This window comes from Amycolatopsis sp. WAC 01375, from assembly GCF_003947325.1.
Lineage (GTDB): Bacteria > Actinomycetota > Actinomycetes > Mycobacteriales > Pseudonocardiaceae > Amycolatopsis.
The window spans coordinates 43,925-66,288 of the sequence record NZ_QHHW01000013.1 but is presented as its reverse complement, the minus strand read 5'-3'; the positions used below and the strand labels follow the sequence as shown (position 1 = coordinate 66,288).

At 72.9% G+C, this 22,364-nt stretch carries 9 protein-coding genes; 1 reads left to right on the top strand and 8 read right to left on the bottom strand.

The window, feature by feature from the left end; all coding sequences use genetic code 11:
- Positions 1 to 214 precede the first annotated feature (214 nt).
- Positions 215 to 2,701 carry a tetratricopeptide repeat protein gene (locus DL991_RS04670; protein ID WP_158634386.1) on the top strand — a complete coding sequence of 829 codons (2,487 nt, stop codon included), beginning with the start codon at positions 215 to 217 and terminating at the stop codon, positions 2,699 to 2,701.
- Positions 2,702 to 2,792: 91 nt separating this feature from the next.
- Here the strand turns inward: DL991_RS04670 and DL991_RS04665 are convergent, their stop codons facing one another.
- The 8 genes from DL991_RS04665 to DL991_RS43200 all read right to left on the bottom strand — a co-directional run bounded on the left by DL991_RS04665 (position 2,793) and on the right by DL991_RS43200 (position 22,341).
- On the bottom strand, positions 2,793 to 3,314 hold the full coding sequence (locus DL991_RS04665) for a hypothetical protein (RefSeq protein WP_125781293.1): 522 nt from the start codon (positions 3,312 to 3,314) through the stop codon (positions 2,793 to 2,795).
- Positions 3,315 to 3,564: 250 nt separating this feature from the next.
- Positions 3,565 to 4,611, bottom strand: coding sequence for an ornithine cyclodeaminase family protein (locus DL991_RS04660; RefSeq protein ID WP_125781291.1), 1,047 nt, complete (start codon positions 4,609 to 4,611; stop codon positions 3,565 to 3,567).
- On the bottom strand, positions 4,608 to 5,531 hold the full coding sequence (locus DL991_RS04655; protein ID WP_125781289.1) for an ornithine carbamoyltransferase: 924 nt from the start codon (positions 5,529 to 5,531) through the stop codon (positions 4,608 to 4,610). The genes DL991_RS04660 and DL991_RS04655 overlap by 4 nt, the downstream gene beginning before the upstream one ends.
- A gap of 9 nt (positions 5,532 to 5,540) precedes the next feature.
- The gene (sbnA, locus tag DL991_RS04650; RefSeq protein WP_233598665.1) at positions 5,541 to 6,545 is read right to left on the bottom strand and encodes a 2,3-diaminopropionate biosynthesis protein SbnA; all 1,005 of its coding nucleotides are present in this window, start codon (positions 6,543 to 6,545) and stop codon (positions 5,541 to 5,543) included.
- Positions 6,532 to 7,470: a threonine/serine dehydratase gene (locus DL991_RS04645; RefSeq protein WP_125781287.1), complete on the bottom strand. Its 939-nt coding sequence runs from the start codon at positions 7,468 to 7,470 to the stop codon at positions 6,532 to 6,534. Before DL991_RS04645 ends, sbnA begins: the two co-directional genes overlap by 14 nt.
- A gap of 5 nt (positions 7,471 to 7,475) precedes the next feature.
- A complete protein-coding gene (locus DL991_RS04640) occupies positions 7,476 to 14,390 on the bottom strand; it encodes a non-ribosomal peptide synthetase/MFS transporter (protein WP_125781285.1) in 6,915 nt (2,304 codons plus the stop codon).
- Positions 14,387 to 15,910 (bottom strand): non-ribosomal peptide synthetase, encoded by a 1,524-nt coding sequence (locus tag DL991_RS04635; RefSeq protein WP_233598675.1) that lies wholly within the window; start codon positions 15,908 to 15,910, stop codon positions 14,387 to 14,389. Before DL991_RS04635 ends, DL991_RS04640 begins: the two co-directional genes overlap by 4 nt.
- Entirely contained in the window at positions 15,793 to 22,341 is a 6,549-nt protein-coding gene (locus DL991_RS43200; protein ID WP_158634384.1) for a non-ribosomal peptide synthetase, read from the bottom strand. Before DL991_RS43200 ends, DL991_RS04635 begins: the two co-directional genes overlap by 118 nt.
- Positions 22,342 to 22,364 lie beyond the last annotated feature (23 nt).

Genomic DNA, 22,364 nt, shown 5'->3' with positions numbered 1-22,364 from the left:
GGACATGAAGGCCCCCTTCCTGTACCTAGGCGCGGTGAAGGGGTCCTTCATGTACCTCGGTGGGGGATCAACCGCGGCGAAGTCACGTGATCGAACGGACGACACGCGTGATCCGGCGGACGACACGCGTGACTGGATGGACGACACGACCGTGGCCGGGGATTTCTCCTGTTCGGACCTTTTCGATCGGCCGAACGGACTACTCTTTTCGATCATGGATCCCGACCGGACGCCGGAGCCGCTGGGCGCCGGTTCGTTCGACGAACTGGCGGCCCGGCTGAACACGCTGCGCGGCTGGAGCGGCGTGTCCTACCGGGAGCTGCACCGGCGGGTCGTGCGGGGGCGGCGGACGGCGGGGAACCCCGATCTGCCGGTGTTCAACACGGTCTACCGCTGCCTGCAGCCGGGCAGACGGCGAATGGACGCGGATCTCGTCGCGGACATCGTGCGTGCGCTCACCGCCGACGAAGCGGTGGTGGTGCGGTGGCGGCAGGTGTGCCAGGTGATCGCCGGGCTCACCGCCGACTCGTCGTGGGTGACCGTGGCGGGTGAGCTGCCCGCCGACAGCACGGAGTTCGTCGGCAGGCACGCCGAGCTGGCCGCGATCACCGAGGACGGCGAGCGGTGGTCGCCGGTGGTGGTGATCGACGGTATGGCCGGTGTCGGCAAGACCAGTCTCGCTGTCCGTGCCGCGCACCGGCTGGCGCACCGGGACGGCGCCGCGGTCCGGTTGTGGGCGGACCTGCGTGGCTACGACGCCGACCGCGCGCCCGCCGACCCACTCGCGGTGCTGGACGAGTTCCTCCGGCGGCTCGGGGTGCCGGGCGGGGAGATCCACCGCCTCGGTCCCGCGGGCAGGCTGACGACGTACCGGCAGCTGCTCGCGGACCGGCGTCCGGTCGTGGTGCTGGACAACGCGGCGGACGCCGACCAGGTGCGCCCGCTGCTGCCGGACTCGCCGGGCGGCGTCGTGCTGATCACCAGCAGACGGCGCCTGACCGGCTTGGCCGGTGCGCGGATCGTGCACCTGGAGGCGTTTCAGGGGACCGAGTCACTCGATGTGCTGCGCAGGCTGGTCGGCGCGGCCGAGATCGCCGAGGACACCGAGGCCGCTACGAGGATCGCCGAGCTGGTCGGTCATCTGCCGCTCGCGTTGACGGTGGTGGCCGGCCGCATCCGGAACCGGCGCGACTGGACGTTGCGCGACCACGCCGCCCGGCTCGCGGAACGCCGGGGCAGCCTGCGGGTCGAGGACGAGCTGGAGAACGCCATCGGCCTCTCCTATGCGGACCTGCCTGCCGAGGCCGCGCTGCTGCTGCGCCTCCTCGCGATCCATCCCGGCCGCGACGTCGACACGCGCGCGGCGGCCGCGCTCGCCGGGGTGGACCTGCGCACGGCGGAGGCACTTCTGGGTGAACTGGTCGCCGGGAGCCTGGTGCAGCGGTCCGTCCGGGATCGATTCGGCCTGCACGACGTGGTCCGCCTCTACGCGGCGGGGCTGGCGCGGGACGTGGACGCCGCCTCCGCGCGGCAGACCGCACTCGGCCGGTTGTTCGACTACTACCGGCACACCGCCTCCCGCGCCATGGACCGCTACGCCCCGCACGAACGCGACCGCCGGCCCGAAGTGTCCACTTCGGACGTTCCGCCGCCGGACTTCGGCGACGTCGCGGCGGCGACGGAGTGGCTCGATGCCGAGCGGCACAACCTGGTAGGCATCACCGCGCTGGCCGAAGAGCAGGGCAGACGCGAGGACGCGGCCACGATGTCGCCGATCCTGAACCGGTATCTGTACAACGCGCTGCACTTCGCCGACGCGGAGATCGTGCACGGCATCGCGGTCCTCGCCGCCGACCCGCTGGTCCAGGCGAGTGCGCGGATGAGCCTCGGTGCGGTCTATCTGCGTTCCAACCGCTATCAGGAGAGCATCGACCAGTTCAAGCAGGCGCTCACGCGGTACGACGCCGGTGGTGACCGGGCGAGCTGGGCGCGGGCACTGAACAACCTCGGCAACGCGTTCGACCGGCTCAGCGACTTCGCGGCGGCCGAGGACTGTTACCGGCAGGCGTTGCTCGTGCACCGGGCGACCGGCAACCGCACCAGCGAGAGCCGCGCGCTGGGCAACCTCGGGAACAGCGCGATGCGCGTCGGCGACTGGGACAAGGCGGCGACGTATCTGGACGAGGCACTGGCGATCATGCTGGAGGTCGGGGACCGGGTCGGGGAATGCCTGACCTACGGCAACCTCGGCACGGTGCACGAGCAGCAGGGGCACTTCGCCGAGGCACTCGACCACTTCCGGCGGGCGCTCGTCACCGCACGCGAGTTCGGTTACCCGTTCCCGGAGACCGAGGCGTTGCTCCACATCGGAGTGCTGCTCGCGCGGCTGGGTGAGCACGACGACGCTCTGGCGCACCTGACCGAGGCACTGGACCTCGCGCGCCGGAACAGCTTGGGCGAGTTCGAGATCAAAGCGCTCAACGGCATCGGGGTCGCACTCGGCGACCGGGGTGACGCCGACGGCTCGATCGCCAGGCACCGGGACGCGCTTGTGGTGGCCGAAAAACTGGGCGACCGCTACGAACAAGCGCGGGCGCACAAGGGGATCGAACGCGGCGCGGCCGTCACCGGCGACACCGGAACGGCCGACGATCACGGCCGGAAGGCGCGGGCCCTGCTCACCGAGATCGGCCTGCGCTAGGCCGCCGCACCACGGATCCGGGGCGCCATCGAGGGGGAGTGGCGGTGTCCCGGATCCGTGGTGTTCGCCGGTCAGGCCGGCGCGAGCCGGCTCACTTCCAGCTGTACGCGGCGCCGCCGAAGCCCGGCTGGATCTTCGCCCGCACCCTGGGGGTCGAAGCGAGGCCGAGGTAGCCGCCGCCCTTCTTAGGCGGGCCCGACCAGCGCACGACAACGGTGCCGCCGGTTCCGCAGCCTGCCGTCTTCCAGGTCTTGACGCTCTTGTTCTTCTTGGTGCTCCAGTAGTGGCCCTCCGCCTGAACACAGATCCTGCTGTTGCTGCCAGGCGGGAGCTTCCACGTGTAGCGGCGGTGCTGCGGGTTCTTCTTCGAAGCCGGGCTGATGTAGCCGCAGCCCGCCTTGTCCACCTTCCAGCCGCCGTAGCCGGCCAAACCGCCCCGCCATCCGCCGCAGTCGGCGGAAGCGTCGATGCCCTCCGTGGTCACGTCGGTCAGTGCGACCTCGGTCGTGGTGGAGTCCGCCTCTTCCTCGGCCATCGCCGGCGCGCTCTGCACGGCGAGTGCCATTCCCGCGACCAGCAGGCCGGTCGTGACCCGTGTCGTCCATTTCTTCACTGGTGATCTCTTCTCGTCGTTCGGCTCGAACGCCGCGGCGAATCGCGCCGGGCCTTCTTTCGAGTTCGATAGGGCAGCCGGCCTTCTGGGTTACTTCCGCGCCAGAAGAGCACGACCTTGCCCCGCGTGAGTGATTTTCCGTCAGCCAATCAACTGGCCACGGCAAACATTATCGGCAAGGCGCGGAGCCGCCTAGTGATCTTGTGCGGTGATCTTGATCGAGGTTGTTCGAAAACGCCGGACCGGGGCATCAGCCGAGATCGACGAGCGATCCGAAGCCCAAGTGACGGGCTTGCGAGGCGATAGCGCCGTAGAGCGCCACGTCCAGCACGCCCATGCCGAACGGGTTGAGCACGACGTGCGGCCGGGCGGTGCCACGGCTGGGGTACCGGCCGGTGAGCAGCCCGCCCAAGGTGGCGTCGATGGGTTTCGCCGTGCCGTCCGACGGGCGGGTGACCAGTCCGTCGCGCATCAGGCGGCCGAGGGGGCGGCGGGGGTTGTCCGCCACCAGGTCGAGGTCGTCCACGTACAGCGCCGCGGCGTCGAGGAACGTCTCGTCCGCGAGATCGCCCAGTGACACGTTGACCAGCAGCGCGCCGGGGCGCGCCCAGTCGGGGGTCACGTAACCCTCGTCGGCGGTGGTGGTGAAGACCGCGATCTCGCCGGCGGCGACCGCGTCGCGGGCCTTGTCGTACACGGTCACTTCGAGGCCGTCGCGGGAGAGCAGGTCCGCGAGGCGGTGTGCGACGGCCGGATCGCGGTCGTGCAGCGACACGGCGCGCAGGGAAGGCAACCTGCGGGTCAACAGCGCCGCGTGCATCCGCCCCTGCGCTCCGCACCCCACGATCGCGAGCGAACCGGCGTCGGCGAAACCCGTGACGTCGACACCGACCGCGCTCACCGCCGCCGTGCGCACGGCGCTCAGCAGGCCCGCTTCCATGATCGACGTGACCCGGGCGGTCTCGGCGTCGAAGCACAGGCCCAGCCCGCCCGCGCGCTCCAGGCCCGCCGCCGGATTGGACACGCTGGCGTTGATGATCTTCATCCCGTGGTGCGGCCCCACCGCGCCGGGCATGCCGATCGACCGGGTGTACGCGCCCTGCGAGTTCTCCCACCGCAGGTACGCCTCCGCGGGAAGCAGGCTCTCACCGCGGTCGTGGTCGGCCAGCGTCCGCCGCACGATCTCGACCGGGTCGATGGTCGCGAGGCATCGCCGGACGTCCGCGCGCGACAGCACGGTCACCCGGCCCGCGCCCGCCAGTCCCGTGTCCGCCTGGTCGTACCACTGCTCGCTCATGCCGATTCCTTGCCGCGGCACCATTCCAGTGCCGCCATCGCGCTGTACATCTTGTTCTCCGCCTGGGCGAACGCGATGCTGTCCCGGCCGTCCAGCACTTCCGCGGTGACCTCCTCGCCGCGGTGCGCGGGCAGGTCGTGCATGAACACCGCGTCCGGGCTGCCCCGCCACAACGCCCGGGTCACCTGGAACGGCGCGAAAACCTCGCGCCAGTCAGGGTCCGGTTTGGTCGTCCCCGTCGTCTCCCACCGCGTGGTGTACACGACGTCGGACACGGGCAGGTCGTCCATGTCGTGACGCTCCACAATGGACGACCGGTGGCGCGCGGCGTGTGACCGCGCACGCGCCAGCACTTCGGGATCGAGGCCGTAGCCGGGCGGGGTGCGCAGCTGCAGTTCGGTGCCGGGGAACCGGGTGAGCGCCAACGCGAGCGCGGCCGCGGAGTTGTTGCCCTCGCCGAGGTACAGCACCCGCAGCCCGTCGACGCGCCCGAACCGGCGGGCCATCGTGGTGAGATCCGCGAGCGCCTGGGTGGGGTGTTCGTCCGCGGTCATGGCGTTGACCACCGACATCCGCTTCTGGTCGGCCATGGCCCGCAGTTCCGCCGGATCGCCCGCGGTGCGCACCACGAGCGCGTCGAGCATGGTGGACAGCACCCGGCCCGTGTCCGCGATGGTCTCCCCGGTGTTGATCTGCAGATCGCCCGGCCCGTAGGAGACGATGCGCGCGCCGAGCCGCAGCGCGCCCGACGAGAACGCCGTGCGGGTGCGCGTGGAGGTCTTGCTGAAGTAGATGCCGACGACTTCACCGGACAGCGGCGCGCCCGCTTGCCGCGGGTCGCCGGCCAGGGTCGTCGCCCGCGCGACGATGGAACGCAGTTCCTCGTCGGTGAGATCGTCGAGGGAAATGAGGTGGCGCAAGGTTTCTCCTTACCGGGCGGCGGTCAACGGCCGGGTCGTGACCTCGGGAACTTCGCCGAAGTGCTCGAGCACCCAGGAATCCGAGTAGATGGTGTCGAGGTAGCGGTTGCCGTCGTCGGGGAAGACGAGCACACACCGCGAACCGGCCGGGATGCGGTGGCGCAGCTTGCCGAGCGCGGCCACGGTCGCGCCGGACGACCCGCCGGCCAGGATCGCTTCACGCGCCACCAGCAGACGGCAGGCACGTACGCATTCCAGGTCGGTCACGTGGACGATTTCGCTGATCGCACCGGCGGCCTCGACCGAGCCGACCAGGGGCGGCCGCCACCCGGCACCGTGCCCAGGGATCAGCCGATCCTCGGTCGGGGTGTGGAAGATGGCGCTGCCCGCCGCGTCGACCGCGACCAGTTTCGTGGCCAGGCCGTGGTCGCGGATGTGGTCGGCGCAGCCGCGCAGCGTGCCGCCGGTGCCGACCGAGCAGAACAGGTAGTCGACTCGCCCGTCCAGCGCGGTGACGATCTCGGCCATCGTCTGCTCGTGCGCTGCCGCGTTGAGCGGGTTCTCGTATTGGTTGGGCCAGAACGCGTCCGGCAGCTCCGCCACCAGTTCCCGCACCCGCGCGATCCGCGCACCGAGCAGGTCGCCGCCCGGCGCGGACACGACTTCCACCGCCGCGCCGTAGGCCCGCAACAGCGCGACGGACTGCGTGGTCGTACGGGTGTCGACCACGCAGATCAGCTCGAGCCCGAAGTAGGCGCACAGCTGGGCGAGGCCGACACCGAGGTTGCCGGAGGTCGACTCCACCACCACCGACCGGCCGGGTACCAGCTCCCCGGCCTGGATCTTGCCGCGCAGCATGTGCAGCGCGGTGCGGTCCTTGACACTGCCGCCCGGATTGAACTTCTCCATCTTCGCGAACACCTGGACGTCCGCGATCGGCACGACCCGCTCCAGCGCGACCAGCGGGGTGTCGCCGATCGTCGCGAGCACTCCGCTCAAGTCACCCGTGCTCAACGGACACCCGCTCTCCCCGGGCCACCGGAGCCGGTGCCGCGACATTGCCGCCGGACACGATCGCCACGGTCGTGCCCTGCCACTGCCCGGTCAGGTGGGCGGCGGTCGCCACCGCACCGCTCGGCTCGGCGAGCACACCGAACCGGCCGGACAGGTACTCCTGCGCGGCGACGATGGTGTCCTCGTCGACGGTGACGATGTCGTCCACGAGCACCCTGATGTGGCGCCACGCGAGCTCGCCGAGCACCGGTGCGCGCAGCCCGTCCGCGATCGTGCGGTAGGTCCGCTCCACCGGCCACCGCACCAGTTTCCGCAGCCGCAGCGACTCCGCCGCGTCCCCGGCCAGCGCCGGCTCGACGCCGACGACCCGGGTGCCGGGGGAGACCGCCTTCACCGCCGCGGCGACCCCGGCGAGCAGGCCGCCGTTGCACACCGGCACCAGGACGGTGCGCACCTCGGGCAGATCCGCCACGATCTCGGCGCCGACCGTGCCGTGCCCGGCGATCACGTCGAAGTCGGCGGAACCGACGACGGTGGCGCCGGTCCGCGCCGCCAGCTCGGCCGTGGCCCGCTCGCGCAGCGCGGGCGGCACGATCACGACATGCGCGCCGAGCGCGCGGACCGCGTCCACCTTCAACGCGGGCGCGGTGGCGGGCAGGACGACCGTGGCCCGCAGCCCGTGCCGTGCCGCCGCGTAGGCCACGGCCCGCCCGTGGTTGCCGGACGACTGGGCGAGGACGTGGCTCGTGGTGAGCCGGGCGACCGCGTTGAGCGCGCCGCGTACCTTGAACGAACCGGTCCGCTGCAGGTGCTCCGGCTTGAGCCACAGGTCGCCGAACGGGCCGAGCAAGGGCGTGCGGTGCACGGAGTGCCGGATCCGCTTGGCGGCGGAGTGCAGGTCTGCGGGGGTGACGAGGGAGGACATCGGCGTCACCGCGCCAGGTTCCGGTCGGCGACCGCCTGCACGCGGTCGAGGTCGGCGTCGATCTCCGCCGGTGGCGCCGCGTCCGGCAGCAGGTCCTCGATGTCGCGCAGCGGCCGGTATCGCAGGCCGAGCACACCCCACACCACCAGCACGGCACCGGAGACCACCATCAGCGTGGCGAAGCCGCCGAGCCGGTCGGCGAGCGGTCCCGCGGTCAGGAATCCGAGGGGTTGCATGGCCGTCGCCAGCATGACGTTGATCGCCAGCACCCGGCCCTGCAGCTGCTGGCCGACCTTCGTCTGGATGATCGACAGCCAATGCGCGTTGCCGATGCTCATGCACGCCAGCCGCACGAACAGGCCTGCCGCGACCACGAACACCGACGGCCACGCCCCCATCAGCGCCACTCCGAGCCCGGAGCCGATGACGAACGCGATCATGCCGGTGGCACGGCGTGTGGTGCCGCCCCAGGTGACCACGACGAGTGCGCCGACCGCGGCGCCGATCCCGCCGACGGCACTGACCACGCCCAGTTCACCCGTCGAGCCGATCGACAGGACCAGCGGGGTGAGCCCCACCCACATCACGGCGGTGAAGTAGTTGACCACCGCGAAGTAGCCGATCATCACCAGCAGCGGTTTGCGGCGCAGCACGAACTTCCACCCACCGGTGACCGCCTTCGCGAACGGTTCGGCCCGGGTGAAGAACATCCGGTTCGGGAACCGCACCAGCACCAGGGTGAGCACCCCGATCGCGAACGTGGCGACGTCGACCACGACGACCGCGGTCAGCCCGGACAGTCCCATGAGGACACCGCCGAGGACGGGCCCGAGCACGGTGCCGAGACCGGCGCCCATGTCGGCGAGCGCGTTGGCCTGCGGCAGGTACGGCTTCGGCACCAGCTGGGCGATCGCCGCCAGGTAGGCGGGCCGGTGGAACGCCGACGCCACCGACATGACCCCGACGATCGCGCACACCGCCACGAGATCCAGCCGTCCCAAGGCGAACAGCACGGCGAGCACGGCCATCGCCGCGCCGCTCGTCAGGTCGCAGCACAGCATGATCCGCCTGCGGTCGACCCGGTCGGCGAGCGCGCCGCCGATCGGTGTCAGCAGCATGCTCGGCACGCGGGCGAGCAACATGACCAAGGCGAGGTCGACGACGCGGCCGCTGAGCTGGTAGGCCCAGACGCCGAGGGCGAACGCGCTCAGTTCGTTGCCGATCATCGACACGGCCTGGCCACCCGCCACGGTGTAGAACGCACGCAGCCCGCGCCGGGTCGCGGTCGCGGCGACCGGGACGTCGTGGACTTCGGGCGGCAGGTCTCCGGCGGCCCACCGGGACAGCCGGTCATGCAGCAGTGCGGCGACCTCGGTGGCCTGGTGGCGCAGGAAGTAGTGCCCGGCCTTGGGCAGCACGGCCAGTTCGACGCGATCGGCGAACACGCCCCACTCGCGGTACCGCTCCTGGTACAGCTCGGTCGCCGGGTCGCTCGACCCGACCACGCACAGGACCGGAGCCGTGAGGCGGGGTTTTCCACCGGCGTCCGGGTCGAGTGCGCGGCCGAACCACGCCTGTGCCTGTCCGGCGTCGTGCCGCAACGCCCGCAGCATCGCCGCGCTCGCGGCCTCGTCCATGTCGTCCAGCAGTCCGCCGGTGGCCCGCAGGGTGTCCCGGTAGAGCCGGTCCGCCACCCAGCGTTCGCGCGGGAATCGGCGTTGCAGCCAGGCAGAAAGCTTGCCCGGCAGGCGTGCGGAGGGGAAGCTGCCCGCCACGACCACTCCGGCCACGGTGCGGCCGTCGGCTTCGAGCCGGGCGGCGAGCGCGGTGGCCACCGCGGAGCCGACGCAGTGCCCGTACAGCGCGACCGGGCCGGTGACGGTCCGGGCGATCTCGTCGGCCAGCAGGTCCACGATCTCGTCGACGGTGCGGAACGCCTCGTCGGGCCGGGCCACGTCGTGGCCGGGCAGTTCGACGGCGAGCAGGTCGATGTCCGGTGTGGCGGCGGCGAGTTCGGTGGCCAGCGGCTGGAACACCGCGGCCGAGCCGCCGCCGTAGGGCACGCAGACGAGCGTCACGTCCGGTGTGCCCGCGCGGGCGGGGGAGAGGCGGTGCAGCAGGCGCCCGTCGGCGGTCTCCTGACCGGCGTCGAGGTGGGCGGCCAGTTCGCGGACGGTCGGGTGCAGGAACAGGTCGATGACCCGAAGCCGCTCGTCGATCAGCCGGACCGCGCGGACCGCGGTGAACGAATGGCCGCCGAGGGCGAAGAAGTCGTCGTCCGCGTGGACTTCGGGCACATCGAGCACCTGTGCCCACACCTGGGCGACGCGGTGCTCGGTCGGCGTTTCCGGCGCACGTGAACCCTTCACCGGCACGGGAATGGGCTCGGTGACCGGGCGGGACCCGGAGCGGGCCGGCCCCACCGCGGCGACCGGCTGGTCCACATCGGACAGTAAACCGGTCAGGAGTGACTGGAAGTCGGCGACGATCCCGTCGGCGGTGCCGGCGTCGAACAGGTCGGCCCGGTAGGCGAGGCCGCCGAGGTAGGTGTCGCCGTCGTTGACCAGCACCATGCTGAGGTCGAACTTCACCTGCTCGCCCGCGTCGCGGACGGCCGTCACCTCGACGCCCGGGATGGCCGGCGGCGTCGCCGGCTGGTCGAGGACGTTCAGCAATACCTGGAAGATCGGCGTCGCGGCCACGGACCGCTCCGGCCGCAGCCGCTCGATGATCCCTTCGAGGGGAGTCTCGGCGTGCGCGAACGCACCGAGCACGGTCTCGCGGGACCGGCCGAGCAACTCCCGCACGGTCGGGTCGCCGCCGAGGTCGGTGCGCAACACGAGCGTGTTCACGAAACAGCCCACCGTCGACTCGGCGTCCGGGTGGTGCCGCCCGGATTCCGGCACGCCGACCGCGACGTCGTCGGTCCCGGCGCGGCGGCCGAGCAATTCCTGCCAGCAGGCCAGCAGCACCATGAACGGCGTCACGCCCGCCTCGGCCGCGACCTGCCGGACGCGTGCGGTGAGCGCGGCGGGGAGGGCGAACCGGACGTGCCCGCCGGACCAGTCGGCCACCGCCGGGCGGGGCCGGTCGGTCGGCAACGTGAGCAGCGGCGGCAGCCCGGACAGGCGGTCGCACCACCAGTCCAGGTCCTCGTCGCGCCCGCGGGCGGCCAGCCAGGCGGCGTAGTCCGCGTACTGGACGGGCAGGGCCGCGGCCGGTGCCGATCCCGCGAGCCGCGCGGCGTACGCGTCGGCGAGGTCCGCGCCGATGACGCCGCGCGACCAGTTGTCGGTCGCGATGTGGTGCACGGTGAGCGCGAGCACGTGCTCACCGGCGGCGATCCGGAACAGCGAGGCCCGCAGCGGCGGCTCCCGGTCGAGCGCGAACGGCCGCGCCAGCTCCGCCCGGCACGCCGCGTCCACCCGGTCGGCGGCCATGTCCACAATGGACACCGGAACGCGGTCGGCGGGAACCGGAACGGCCACCGGGGTACCGTCCCGCTCCTCGATGACGCTGCGCAGGACGGTGTGCCGAGCGGCGACGTCCCGCACCGCGAGCGCCATCGCCGCCGCGTCCAGCGGCCCACGCAGCCGCAGCACGAGATCGGCGTGATAGGCCGACCCCGGACCGAGCAGTTCGAGAAACCACAGCCGCGCCTGCGCGGACGACAACGGCGCGGGCGCTTCGGGGTCCGGCCGCACGGGGATGGGCGCGCCGCCGAACACCCCGCCCGGGTCGGCGGACAGTACGGCGGCGAGATCGGCCAGCACCGGATGCTCGAACACCGTGCGCACGGCGACGTCGCGGCGCAGCGTCTCGCCCAGCCGCCCCGCCACGCGCACCGCGGCGAAGGAATGACCGCCCACGGCGAAGAAGTCGTCGTCAGCGGAGATGTCGGCGTTCCCGAGCACATCGCCCCAGACCCGCGCCACGAGCCGCTCGGCCGGGGTCGCCACCGGCCTCCGCGCGGCGGGCTCCCGCTCGGCGACGTCCGGCAGCGCGGCCCGGTCGATCTTGCCGTTCGCGTTGAGAGGCAAGCGATCCAGCACGGTCAACGAGGCGGGCACCATGTAGTCCGGGAGGCGCTCTCGCAGCGTCCGGCGCACGGTCGCCACATCGAGCCCCGGTCCGACCAGCCAGGCGGCGAGCCTGCGGTCCAGGCCGGTGCCGACCGGCAGCACCACGGCCTCGGCCACCCCGTCGACGTCGCGGAGGGCGGCGGTGACCTCGCCCAGTTCCACCCGGTGGCCGCGCACCTTGACCTGGTCGTCGGCTCGGCCGAGGAACTGCACGGCGCCGTCGGCCCGCACCCGTAACAGATCGCCGCTGCGGAAGCACCGCACGCCGGTGCCCAGCGGGTCGGGCACGAACCGGGCCGCGGTCTGCGTGTCGTCGCCGAGATAGCCGCGGGTGATCTGCGGCCCGCCGATCACCAGTTCACCGGTCATGCCTTCGGGGACGACCGCGCCGCGCGCGTCGGCGAGATGACCGACGACCCCGGGCAGCGGCGTGCCGAGCGGCACGTATCCGGTGCGTTCGTGCGGCGGGACGGCCGCCACGTCGCACGTCATCGAGATCATCGTGCTCTCGGTGTGCCCGTAATGGCTCTGCACCCGAAGGCCGGGACGGGCCGCCTCGACCCGCTCGACGAGCGACCACGGGCACGCCTCACCGGCGAGGATCAGCAGCCGCCTCGGCAGCACGGTGGCCAGATCCCCGTGCCGGGCAAGGAGTTCCAGGTGACTGGGCACGCACTTGAGCACGTCGACCGGGTGCTCGGCCAGGTACCCGGCGAAGGACTCCGGGTCCATCGCGGTGTCCCGCTCGACCAGGTGGACGGTGCCGCCGGTGGTCAGCGCGCCGTACACGCAGGTGAGGCCGAAGTCGGCCGCCGGGGTGGAGACGACCGCGAACGACGCGCCCGCCACGTCGCCGAGCCGGGGCAGCATGCCCGACAGGTAGTGCGCGACGTTGCGGTGCTCGACCGCGACTCCCTTCGGCGCACCGGTCGAACCGGACGTGAAGATCACGTGGATCAGGTCGTGGCCCGCGACCGGGACGTCCGGCCGGGTGCCTGGCCGGGCAGCGACCGCGTCGTCGACCGTCAGGACGGTGACGCCGGGAACGGTGATGTCGAGGCCGGGTTCGGCGAGCAGGATCCGCGCGCCCGCGGTGGCGAGGATGGCGGCCACCCGCGCCTGCGGGTAGGTGGTGTCCATCGGCAGGTACGCGCCGCCGGACTTCATGATGCCCAGTACCGCGCACGCCACGTCCGTGCCCTGTTCGAGCAGCAGTCCGACCGGCTCGTCGGCGCGCACGCCGAGCGCCCGCAGCCGGTGCGCGATCCGGTTGGCGCGTTCGTCGAGCTGCCGGTAGGTGAGCGTGCCGGTCGCGCCGACCACGGCGACCCGGTCCGGGCAGCGGTCGACGGTGTCTTCGATCAGCATGTGCACCGGGCGGAGCTCCGTCCGCTCCGGGGCCGGTCCCGCCAGCACCGGGGCGGTGACGACTTCGATCGGCACCTCGGCCACCGGCCGGTCGAGGTCCGCGGTGATCCCGTCGACGAGCGTGACGAACCAGCGGGCGATCCGGTCCGCGGTGCCCCGGTCGAACAGGTCGGTGCGGTAGGCGAGCCCGCCCGAATAGCCGTCGCCGGATCGGGACAGCGCGAGGTTCAGGTCGAACTTGACGCCGCGCACCGGCGGTTCGGTGACGCGGGTCGCCAGTCCGGGCAGCTCGGGTGCCCGCGACGGTTCGTCGAGCACGTTGAGCATGACCTGGAACACCGGCGACGCGTCGAGCCCCCGTCGGGGCGCGATCCGCTCCACGATCCGCTCGAACGGCACGTCCGTATGCGCGAACGCGTCGAGCACCGTGTCCCGGGCGGCTGCCAGCAGCTCGCGGCCGGTGGCCGCCCCGGCCAGGTCGGTGCGCAGCACCAGCGTGTCGACGAAGCAGCCGACGACCCGTTCGGCGTCCGGGTGGCGCCGTCCGGACTCCGGCACACCCACCGGCACGTCGGTCGTCCCGGCCAGCCTGGAGAGCAGGGTCTGCCAGCACGCCAGGAACACCATGAACGGGGTGGTGCCGGTGGTGCGGCCGATCTCCCGAAGCCGCGCGGTGAGCGCGGCGGGCACCTCGACACGAACCTCGGAGCCCTCGTCCCCGGCCACGGCCGGACGAGGCCGGTCGGTCGCCAGCTCCAGCACCGGTGGGAGCCCGGCGAGCCGTTCGTGCCACCAATCCAGGTCGGCCTCGGCGGTGTCCGGCCTGGAACCGTTCCACGCCACCAGGTCCGCGTACTGAAGAGCCGGTGGCGGCGGCACGTCGCGGACGCCGAGGCGGGCCGCGTAACAGGCGGCGAGGTCGTCGAGCACGACGGCGACCGACGGGGCGTCCATCGCGATGTGGTGGAACGTCAAGGACAGCACCCGCCGATCGGCGGTGACCCGGAACACCACGGCCCGCATCGGTGGCCCGTCCTCGAGCGCGAACGGACGGATGGCCTCGGCGGCCACCGCGGCGTCCAGCTCCTCCGCCGTGACGTCCACAGTGGACACCGGGACGGCGGGCCCGGCGCACCGCATCGGCTCGCCGTCGATCTCCCGGTACACGCCGCGGAGCACGTCGTGGCGGTCGGCGACGTCACGGACCGCGGCGAGCAGAGCGGATTCGTCGGCCGGGCCCGTCAGTTCGAGCACGAGCGGCAGGTTGTAGGCGTGGCCGCCGGGTTCGAAGCGGGCCAGGAACCACAGCCTGGCCTGCGCGGGCGACAGCGGCACCGGCGACCCGTCACGGGGGAGCCGGGGGATGGCGGGCTCCGCGGTGGGGGTGCCGCCACGCAGTGCGGCGGTGGCGCGGTCGGCGAGCAGCTCGCGCAGGCGTCGCTGTGCGGGGGTGACCAGTGAATCCGTCATGCCGTGCTCCCTGCCGGGACATCGGCGCTGTCGTCCGCCAGTGCGGTCATCGCGATCCGTTCCAGTTCCTCGGCGAACTCCCGCAGCACCGGCCGGTCGAACAGGCACCGCACCGGGACGGGGAAACCGAGCGCCTCGCCGAGGCGGCCGACGACCTTGGTCGCGGCGAGCGAATGTCCGCCGAGGCCGAAGAAGTCGTCCAGCGCGCCGACCCGCTCGCGGCCGAGAACGTCCGCCCAGGTCATCGCGATGAGTTCCTCGACCGCCGACGCGGGCGGGCTGTCCGGCCGCGCCGGTGCCGAAGGTGCGGGCAGTGCGGCGCGGTCCACCTTGCCGGTCGCGGTGACCGGGAACGCGCCGAGCGAAACCCACCGATGCGGCACCGCGTAGTCGGGCAATCGGCCGCGCAGCAGGGCCGCCACCGTCTCGGTGTCCACAGTGGACGGGGTGAGGTAGCCGACGAGATGCGGTTCGCCTTCCCCGGCGCGCACGACGACCACCGCGTCGGTCACTCCGGGGACCGTGCGCAGCACGTGTTCCACCTCGCCGAGTTCCACCCGGTTGCCGCGGATCTTCACCTGGTGGTCGGCGCGGCCGTGGAACTCCAGCACGCCGTCGGCGCGCCAGCGGACCAGGTCGCCGGTGCGGTAGGAACGGGCCCCGTGCACCGGGTCGATGCCGAAGGCGGCCGCGGTCAGCTCGGGGCGGTCCCGGTAGCCCGGTGTCACGCCGGCGCCGCCGATGCGCAACTCGCCGACCGCGCCGGGAAGCGCGGCCTGGCCGAACGGGTCGGCCACCGTGAGCAGCGTGCCGCCGATCGGTCCGCCGATCGGGATCGGCCGGTCGGCCGCCAGGTCGGCGGTGGTCACGAGATGGGTGGTCGCGGTGATGGTGGTCTCCGTGGGGCCGTAGCAGTTGCGCAGGCTCGCGACCCGGGCGGTGAGCTGCCGCGCCAGTGCGGCGTCGAGGGCTTCACCGCCGGAGAACACGTGCAGTCCCGGCAGATCGGGAAGTCCGGCGGCGATGAGCATCCGCAAGGTGGTCGGTGTCGGGTTGAACCGGGTCGCGCCGGTCGCGACGAGCCGCTGCACCAGGGCGTGACCGTCGACGGCGCAGTCCCGGTCGGCGATCGCGCAGTGCGCGCCCGCGGTCAGCGTCGTCCAGATCTCGCCGGTGGCCGTGTCGAACACGAGCGGCGCCACCGCGAGCCACGTGTCGGCAGGCCGCACGTCGGTGACTTCGCGGAAGGCGTGGACCAGCGCGGCGAGGTTCCGGTGCGTGACCGCGACGCCCTTCGGCTTGCCGGTCGAGCCGGATGTGTAGAGGACGTAGGCGAGATCGTCCTGGCTTGGCTCACGCAGCGCGCGGGTGTCCGTGCCGGGGGCGTCGAGGTCCACGACGGTCAGGTGCGGCAGCGCGGCGCGGGCGACGTCCAGCGCGTGGCCGCGGGCGGCGACGACCCGGACCCCGGCGTCGGCGGCGAGCGCCGCGATCCGGTCGGCGGGATGGCCGGGATCCAGCGGCAGGGACGCCCCCCCCCCCCCCGCCACACCGCGAGCAGCCCGGCGGGCAGGTATTCGTCGCGGGGCAGGCAAACGCCGACCACATCACCGGTGGTGACACCCGCGGCGAGCAGACCGCGGCCGCCCTGTGCCGACCAGGTGGCCAGTTCCGCATAGGACAGTCGCCCGGCAGGCGACGACGTCGCCACCGCGTCCGGCCGTTGCGCGAGCACATCGGTGACCACGGTTCGCGTGGCGGGCAACGGTTTTCCGGTGCCCCAGGCGAGCAGCGCGGCACGGTCCGCGTCGTCCAGGATGTCCAGTGTGGACAGTGCGGCGCCCGGATCGGCGGTGAGCCGGTCCAGGAGGGTGCCGTACCAGCGGGCCCAGCGTTCGATCGTGGTCCGGTCGAACAGGTCGCTGCGGAACACGAGCCTGCCTGTGTAGCCGTCCCCGGTGCCGGCGAGGTCCAGGTTCAGGTCGTACAGCGCGGTGGCGACCGGTTGCGGCAGCACCGTCACGGCCAGGTCGCCGAGCGCCGCGGTCGCCTGCTCGTCGAGGACGTTCATCATCACCTGGCACACCGGGGTGCTCGCCGCGTCCCGCTCCGGTGCGAGCCGCCGCACGACCTCGTCGAACGGCACGTCGGCGTGCGCGAACGCGTCGAGTACCGCGTCGCGCGCCCTGGCCGCGAGGTCGAGGCCCGACCGGACGCCGGCCCCGAGGTCGGCACGGACGGCCACGGTGTTGACGAAGAAGCCGACCATCCCGGCCAGTTCGGCGGAGCGGCGACCACTGTGCGGCACCGCGACCGCGAGGTCCCGTACTCCGGCCAGCCGTGCGAGCAGCAGCTGCCAGGCCGCGAGCAGGATCGTGAACGGGGTGGTCCCGGCGTCGTTCGCCAGTGCGCGGATCCGGTCCGCGATCGCCGATGGCAGTCGCACCGGGACCTCGTCCGCGGTCCAGTCGGCGATGGCGGGGCGGGGCCGGTGGGCAGGCAGCCGCAGCGCGGGCAGGTCCGCGAGCCGCCGCTCCCACCGGTCGAGCCCCTCGGATCGGTCCCGTTCGCGTTCCCCTGTGGCGTGGTCGGCGTACTGGAGTGCCGGTGGTGCCGGCCAGTCGTCGGGTTCGGTGCGGTAGAAAAGGTCCACTTCGGACAGAAGGAGCTGTTGGGAGACCGCGTCGGTGGCGATGTGGTGGCAGGTGAGGGTCAGCACGTGGTGGTCCGGTGCGAGCCGGAACAGGACCACGCGCAGCGGTGGCGCGGCGTCCAGCGTGAACGGCCGCCGGATCTCGGCCGCCACCGCCGCGTCCGTCTCCGGCTCTCCGATGTCTACAGTGGACACCGGAACGGTATCGACCGGGCCGAGGAGCGCGACCGGCTCCCCGTCGATCTCGGTGAACCGGCTGCGCAGCACGTGGTGGCGCGCCGTGAGCGCACGGACCGCGCGGTACAGCCGCGACTCGTCCAGTGCGCCATGGATCCGCAGCACGGTGGGGGAGTTGTAGGCGGCGCTGCCCGGGTCGAGCTTCGCCGCGAACCACAGCATGCGCTGCGCCGGCGACAACGGTGCGGGCGCGGCCGGGTCCGCGCGGGCGACGAGCGGGCGTTCGTCGAAGGTGACTTCCTTCTCGAGCCGTGCGGTGAAGTCGGTGAGCACCGGGTGGTCGAACACCATGCGGACGGTGATCCGGCGTCTCAGCCGGGTGCGCAGGAGGCCGACCACCCTGGTCGCCGCCAGCGACCGGCCGCCGAGCGCGAAGAAGTCGCTGTCCGGGCCGATCGCCTCGTCGAGTTCGAGGCATTCCCGCCACACCCGCGCGACCACCGCCTCGGCGTCCGACAGCGCCGCGGCCGCGGCCGGTGGGGCGACGGGCACCGGCGGTAGCGCGCGCCGGTCGAGCTTTCCGTTGGGCAGCAAGGGGAGCGCGTCCAGGGTGCACCACGAACTCGGCACCATGTAGACGGGTAGCAGCCGCCGCAGCTGTCGCTCGACGGCCGCCGCGTCGACGGTCGCGGGAGTGAGGTAGCCGATCACGTGCGCGTCCACGCCGTCCGCGTCCACCGCCACCGCCGCGTCGTCCACATCGGACAGTCCACGAAGGATGGACTCGATCTCGCCCGGTTCGAACCGGTTGCCGCGCACCTTCACCTGGTCGTCGGCGCGCCCGAGGAACTCCAGTGTCGCGTCGGGACGCCACCGGACCAGGTCACCGGTGCGGTAGCAGCGCTCGCCCGGCCGCACCGGGTCGGCGACGAACGCGGACGCGGTCAGCTCGGGCCGCTTCCGGTAGCCGGTCGCGACACCGGCGCCACCGATCCACAGCTCACCGATCGCGCCGGGCGGCGCGAGCCTGCCCGCCTCGTCCATGACGTACAGCAGGGCTCCTGGCGTCGGCGAACCGATCGGGACCCGGTCCCGGTCGTGGCCGGTGACCCGGTGCGCGGTCGCCGCGACCGTGGTCTCCGTCGGGCCGTAGCCGTTCCACAGCTCGCCGACCAGCGGCAGGGCCCGCGCGGCGAGGTCGGGGTCGAGCACCTCGCCGCCGAGCAGCAGCCGCAGCCCGGGGTCACCCGGCCAGCCCGCGGCGAGCAGCATCCGCAGGCTCGTGGGGGTCAGGTCGACGACCGTGACGCCGCTCTCGGCGATCCGCCGCGCGAGCCGGTGACCATCGACGGCGGTGTCGCGGTCGGCGACGACGCAGCGCGCGCCGGTGGTGAGCGGCCACCACAGTTCCTCGGCGGACACGTCGAAGGCGAGCGGTGCGAGCGCGAGCATCGCGTCGTCCCGCGTCATGCCGGGGCGGAGTCCGCGGGACCGGACGAACGCGTGCAGGTTCGCGTGGCTGATCTCGACACCCTTGGGCCGCCCCGTCGACCCCGAGGTGTACAGCACGTAGGCGAGCGCGTCGCCGTCCGGCAGCACCGGCTCGAAGGGTGCTCCGTCGGTTCGGTCGGCATCGACCACGCGCAGGTCCTGTACGGCGTCGGCGACCTCTGACGCCATCGGCTGGGCGCTGCCCCGCGTGAGCACGACGCGCAGCCCCGCCTCACTCGCGAGCTGGGCCAGTCTGGCGACGGGTTGCTCGGTGTCGAGTGGCAGATATCCCGCACCCGCCCGCCACACGGCGAGCAACGCGGCGGGCAGGAACTCGTCGCGCGGCAGGCACACTCCGACCGTGTCCCCGGCCGCCACCCCGGACGCGGCGAGTACGCGCGCGATCCGATCGGCGTGGCCCACCAGTTCCGCGTACGTCAGCTGCCCACCCGCAGCCGACACCGCGACCGCGTCCGGTGTCCTCGAAGCGTTGCGCCACACCGCTTCCGGCACGCCACCCGCGTCGTCGGCGGGCAGGGCGGGGCCGGTTCCCCACGTCGTCAGCTCGGCGAGTTCCCCGTCCGCCGCCGGTGCCGGCGCGGACAGGGCGATGTCCGGTGTGGACACCGCGGCGTGCAGAAGGTGCAGCAGGGAACGGGTGAACCAGCGGGCGCGCGCGGGGGCGAGCCACGACGGGTCGTGCTCGACGATCAGCTCGGCGCCACCGGCGTGGGCGTTCACGAACACCGTCAGCGGAGTGTGGCTACCGCCGGTCGGCAGCTCGCCGAGCAGGTCCAGTCGCGTGTCCGGCCCGTGCGCCGACAGCGGGATGCCGTCCGGCTGCACCGCGATCGACACCGGCGTGAGCGGTACCCCGGCGGGCCGGTCGCCGCCCCACAACTCGGCGAGTTCACCGCTGGGCAGGCCCCGATGGTCGATGGCGTGCGCCGCCGTGGTCATGGCCGCGCGCAGCAGGTCGCGGAACGACGTGTCCGCCTCGAGCCGTAACCGGACCGGCAGGACGTCGACCAGCGGCCCGACGGTGTGTTCGAGCTCGGGCAGGTCCCGGTGCGCGGCCGCCATTCCCAGCAGCACGTCCTTGCCCCGCACCAGTTCGCCGACCAGCAGCCCCACCGCCGACAGGTACACCGCGAACGGTGTCACCCCGGTCGATTCGGCGAGCGCACGCACGGCCGACCCCAGCGACTCGGGCAGTGGCGTGCTGATCCGCTCCCCTTCGAAACGCCGCCGACCGTGCACGACGCGGTCGAACAGGGCGTCCGGCGGGATCGCTCCCGCCAGCTCTCCCGACCAGTACGCCGCCAGCCGGTCTCGTTCACCGGGTACCTCGGCGAGCGAGTGTTCCCGCAACGCCACCGCACCGACCTGCGCGAAGGGGGCCGCGGGCGCACCGGCCAGTTCCGCCATGAGCACGCCGATGGACGCGCCGTCGGTGGCGATGTGGTCGGACACGACGACCAGGTCGGCCACGTCGTCAGCGAAGCGGAGCAGCGTGATCCGCAGGAGCGGCGTGTCCTGGGTGAGGTCGAACGCGTGCCGGGCGGCGGCCGCGGCCAGTTCCCCGGCACGGCGGTCCGCGTCGGCGAGCCCACGCAGGTCGTGCACGTCGATCGGGACCCGCACCGGCGGGCCCACCACCATGACCGGTTCGCCGTCGTGGTCACCGATCGTGCCGCGCAGCACCTCGTGCCGCGCCACGACCCCGTCCGCGGCGGCCCGCAGTGCGGGCACCGAAACCCGGCCGCGCAGCCGCAGCCGCCACGCGACCGTCGTCGCGGTGCCGGTCGAGCCGAGCTGGGCGAGCGTCCACAGATCTCGTTGCGTGCTGGTCAGCGGGTAGACCTCCCGGCCCGGATGTGCCTCCAGCGCCACCGAGGGCGCCGCGGCCGGGGCGTCGGCAAGCCGCCGGGCGACCGCCGCCACCGTGCCGTCGGAGAGGAATTCCGCCAGTGTCACCACCCGGCCGGTGCTCTCCCGTAGCCGCGCGACCGCACGCGCCGCGGCGAGGGAGTGCCCGCCCGACTCGGAGAACCGGTCGTGCACACCGATTCCCGGTAGCCCGAACGCGGCCGCGACCACCTCCGCGATCAGCCGCTCGGCCTCGGTGCGCGGGGCGGCGTACTCGGTGTCCCCGCGGTCGAACACCCACGTCGCCAGCGCGGTCCGGTCCGCCTTCCCGGTCGTGCCGAGCGGAATCGCGTCGAGCACGGCGATCCGTGACGGCACCAGGTGCGCGGGCAGCCGAGATCGCAGCCAGCGCAGCAGTTCCGGCTCGGACAGCTCGTCACCGGCCGGTTCGACGAACCCGACGAGCCTGCGCTCCCCGTGTTCGTCGGCAGGGGCGAGCACCACGGCGTTGCCGACGGCCGGATGGGTGAGGAGCGCCGCTTGGACCTGTCCCGGCTCGATCCGGAAGCCGCGCACCTTCACCTGGTCGTCGGCGCGGCCGACGAAGTGGTGCACGCCGTCGCGGCACCGGACCAGGTCACCGGTGCGGTAGTGCCGGACGCCGCGGGAGTCGACCACGAACTTCTCGGCGGTCAGCTCCGGCTGCCCCAGGTACCCGCGGGTCACGAGCGCTCCGCTGACCCACAGCTCACCGACCTCGTCGTCGCCGAGCGCGCGACCGTCGGTGTCCCGCACCGAGAACGCGGCGCCGGGCAGCGGTGTGCCGATCGGCGGGTCGTCCCGCTCGTCCCGGCCGACCTCGTGGCACGAGCAGTTCACCGTCGCCTCGGTCGGGCCGTAGCAGTTCACGATCCGCCGCACGCCCTTGTTGGCGTAAAGGCGGTCGACGAGCGACCGGTGCAGTGCCTCGCCCGCGATCGCGACGGTCCGCACCGAACGCGGCAGCGGTGTGCGCGCCAGCACCGCCAGCACGGACGGCACGCCCTGTACGAACGTCACTTCGTCCCGCGCGGCCAGCCCGGGCAGCGCGAGCAGGTTCTCGGCGAGCACCAGGCTCCCGCCGGTCACCAGCGGCGGGAAGACCTCGGCGACGGACGCGTCGAAGCAGACCGACGCGGCGCCGAGTACGCCACGCAGTTCGTCGTCGCTGTAGGTCGCGACCGCCCACGCCAGCAACGCGAGCACGTTGCGATGCTCGACCTGGACACCCTTCGGCCTGCCGGTGGAACCGGACGTGTAGATCACGTACGCGAGGTCCGCGCCGGAACCCGGGACACCGGGGGAGGTCGTGGGTGATGCGGCGACGTCTGCGACGGCCAGCACCGGCACGTCGGCGTCCGCGAGCGCGGCCGGACCCGGTTCGTCCGCCACCACCAGCGACAGCCCGGAATCCGCGACGACCGACGCGCCGTGCGCCGGGGGAGCGGACGGGTCCAGCGGGACGTACGCACACCCCGCCTTCAGCACCCCCAGCAGCGCGGGCACCAGCCACCGTCCGCGGCGCAGGCACACGCCGACGAGGTCACCGCGTGCCACCCCGCGGCGGAGCAGGGCGTGCGCGACCGTGTTCGCGGCTTCGTCCAGCCGGGCGTAGCTCAGCCGCTCGTCACCCGCGACGAGCGCACAGCGGTGGGGTGTCCTTCTCGCCTGCTCCTCGAACGCCTCGTGTACCCGGTCGAACACACCCAGATCTACCCGCAACCCGCTGAACCCCCTCATGACCC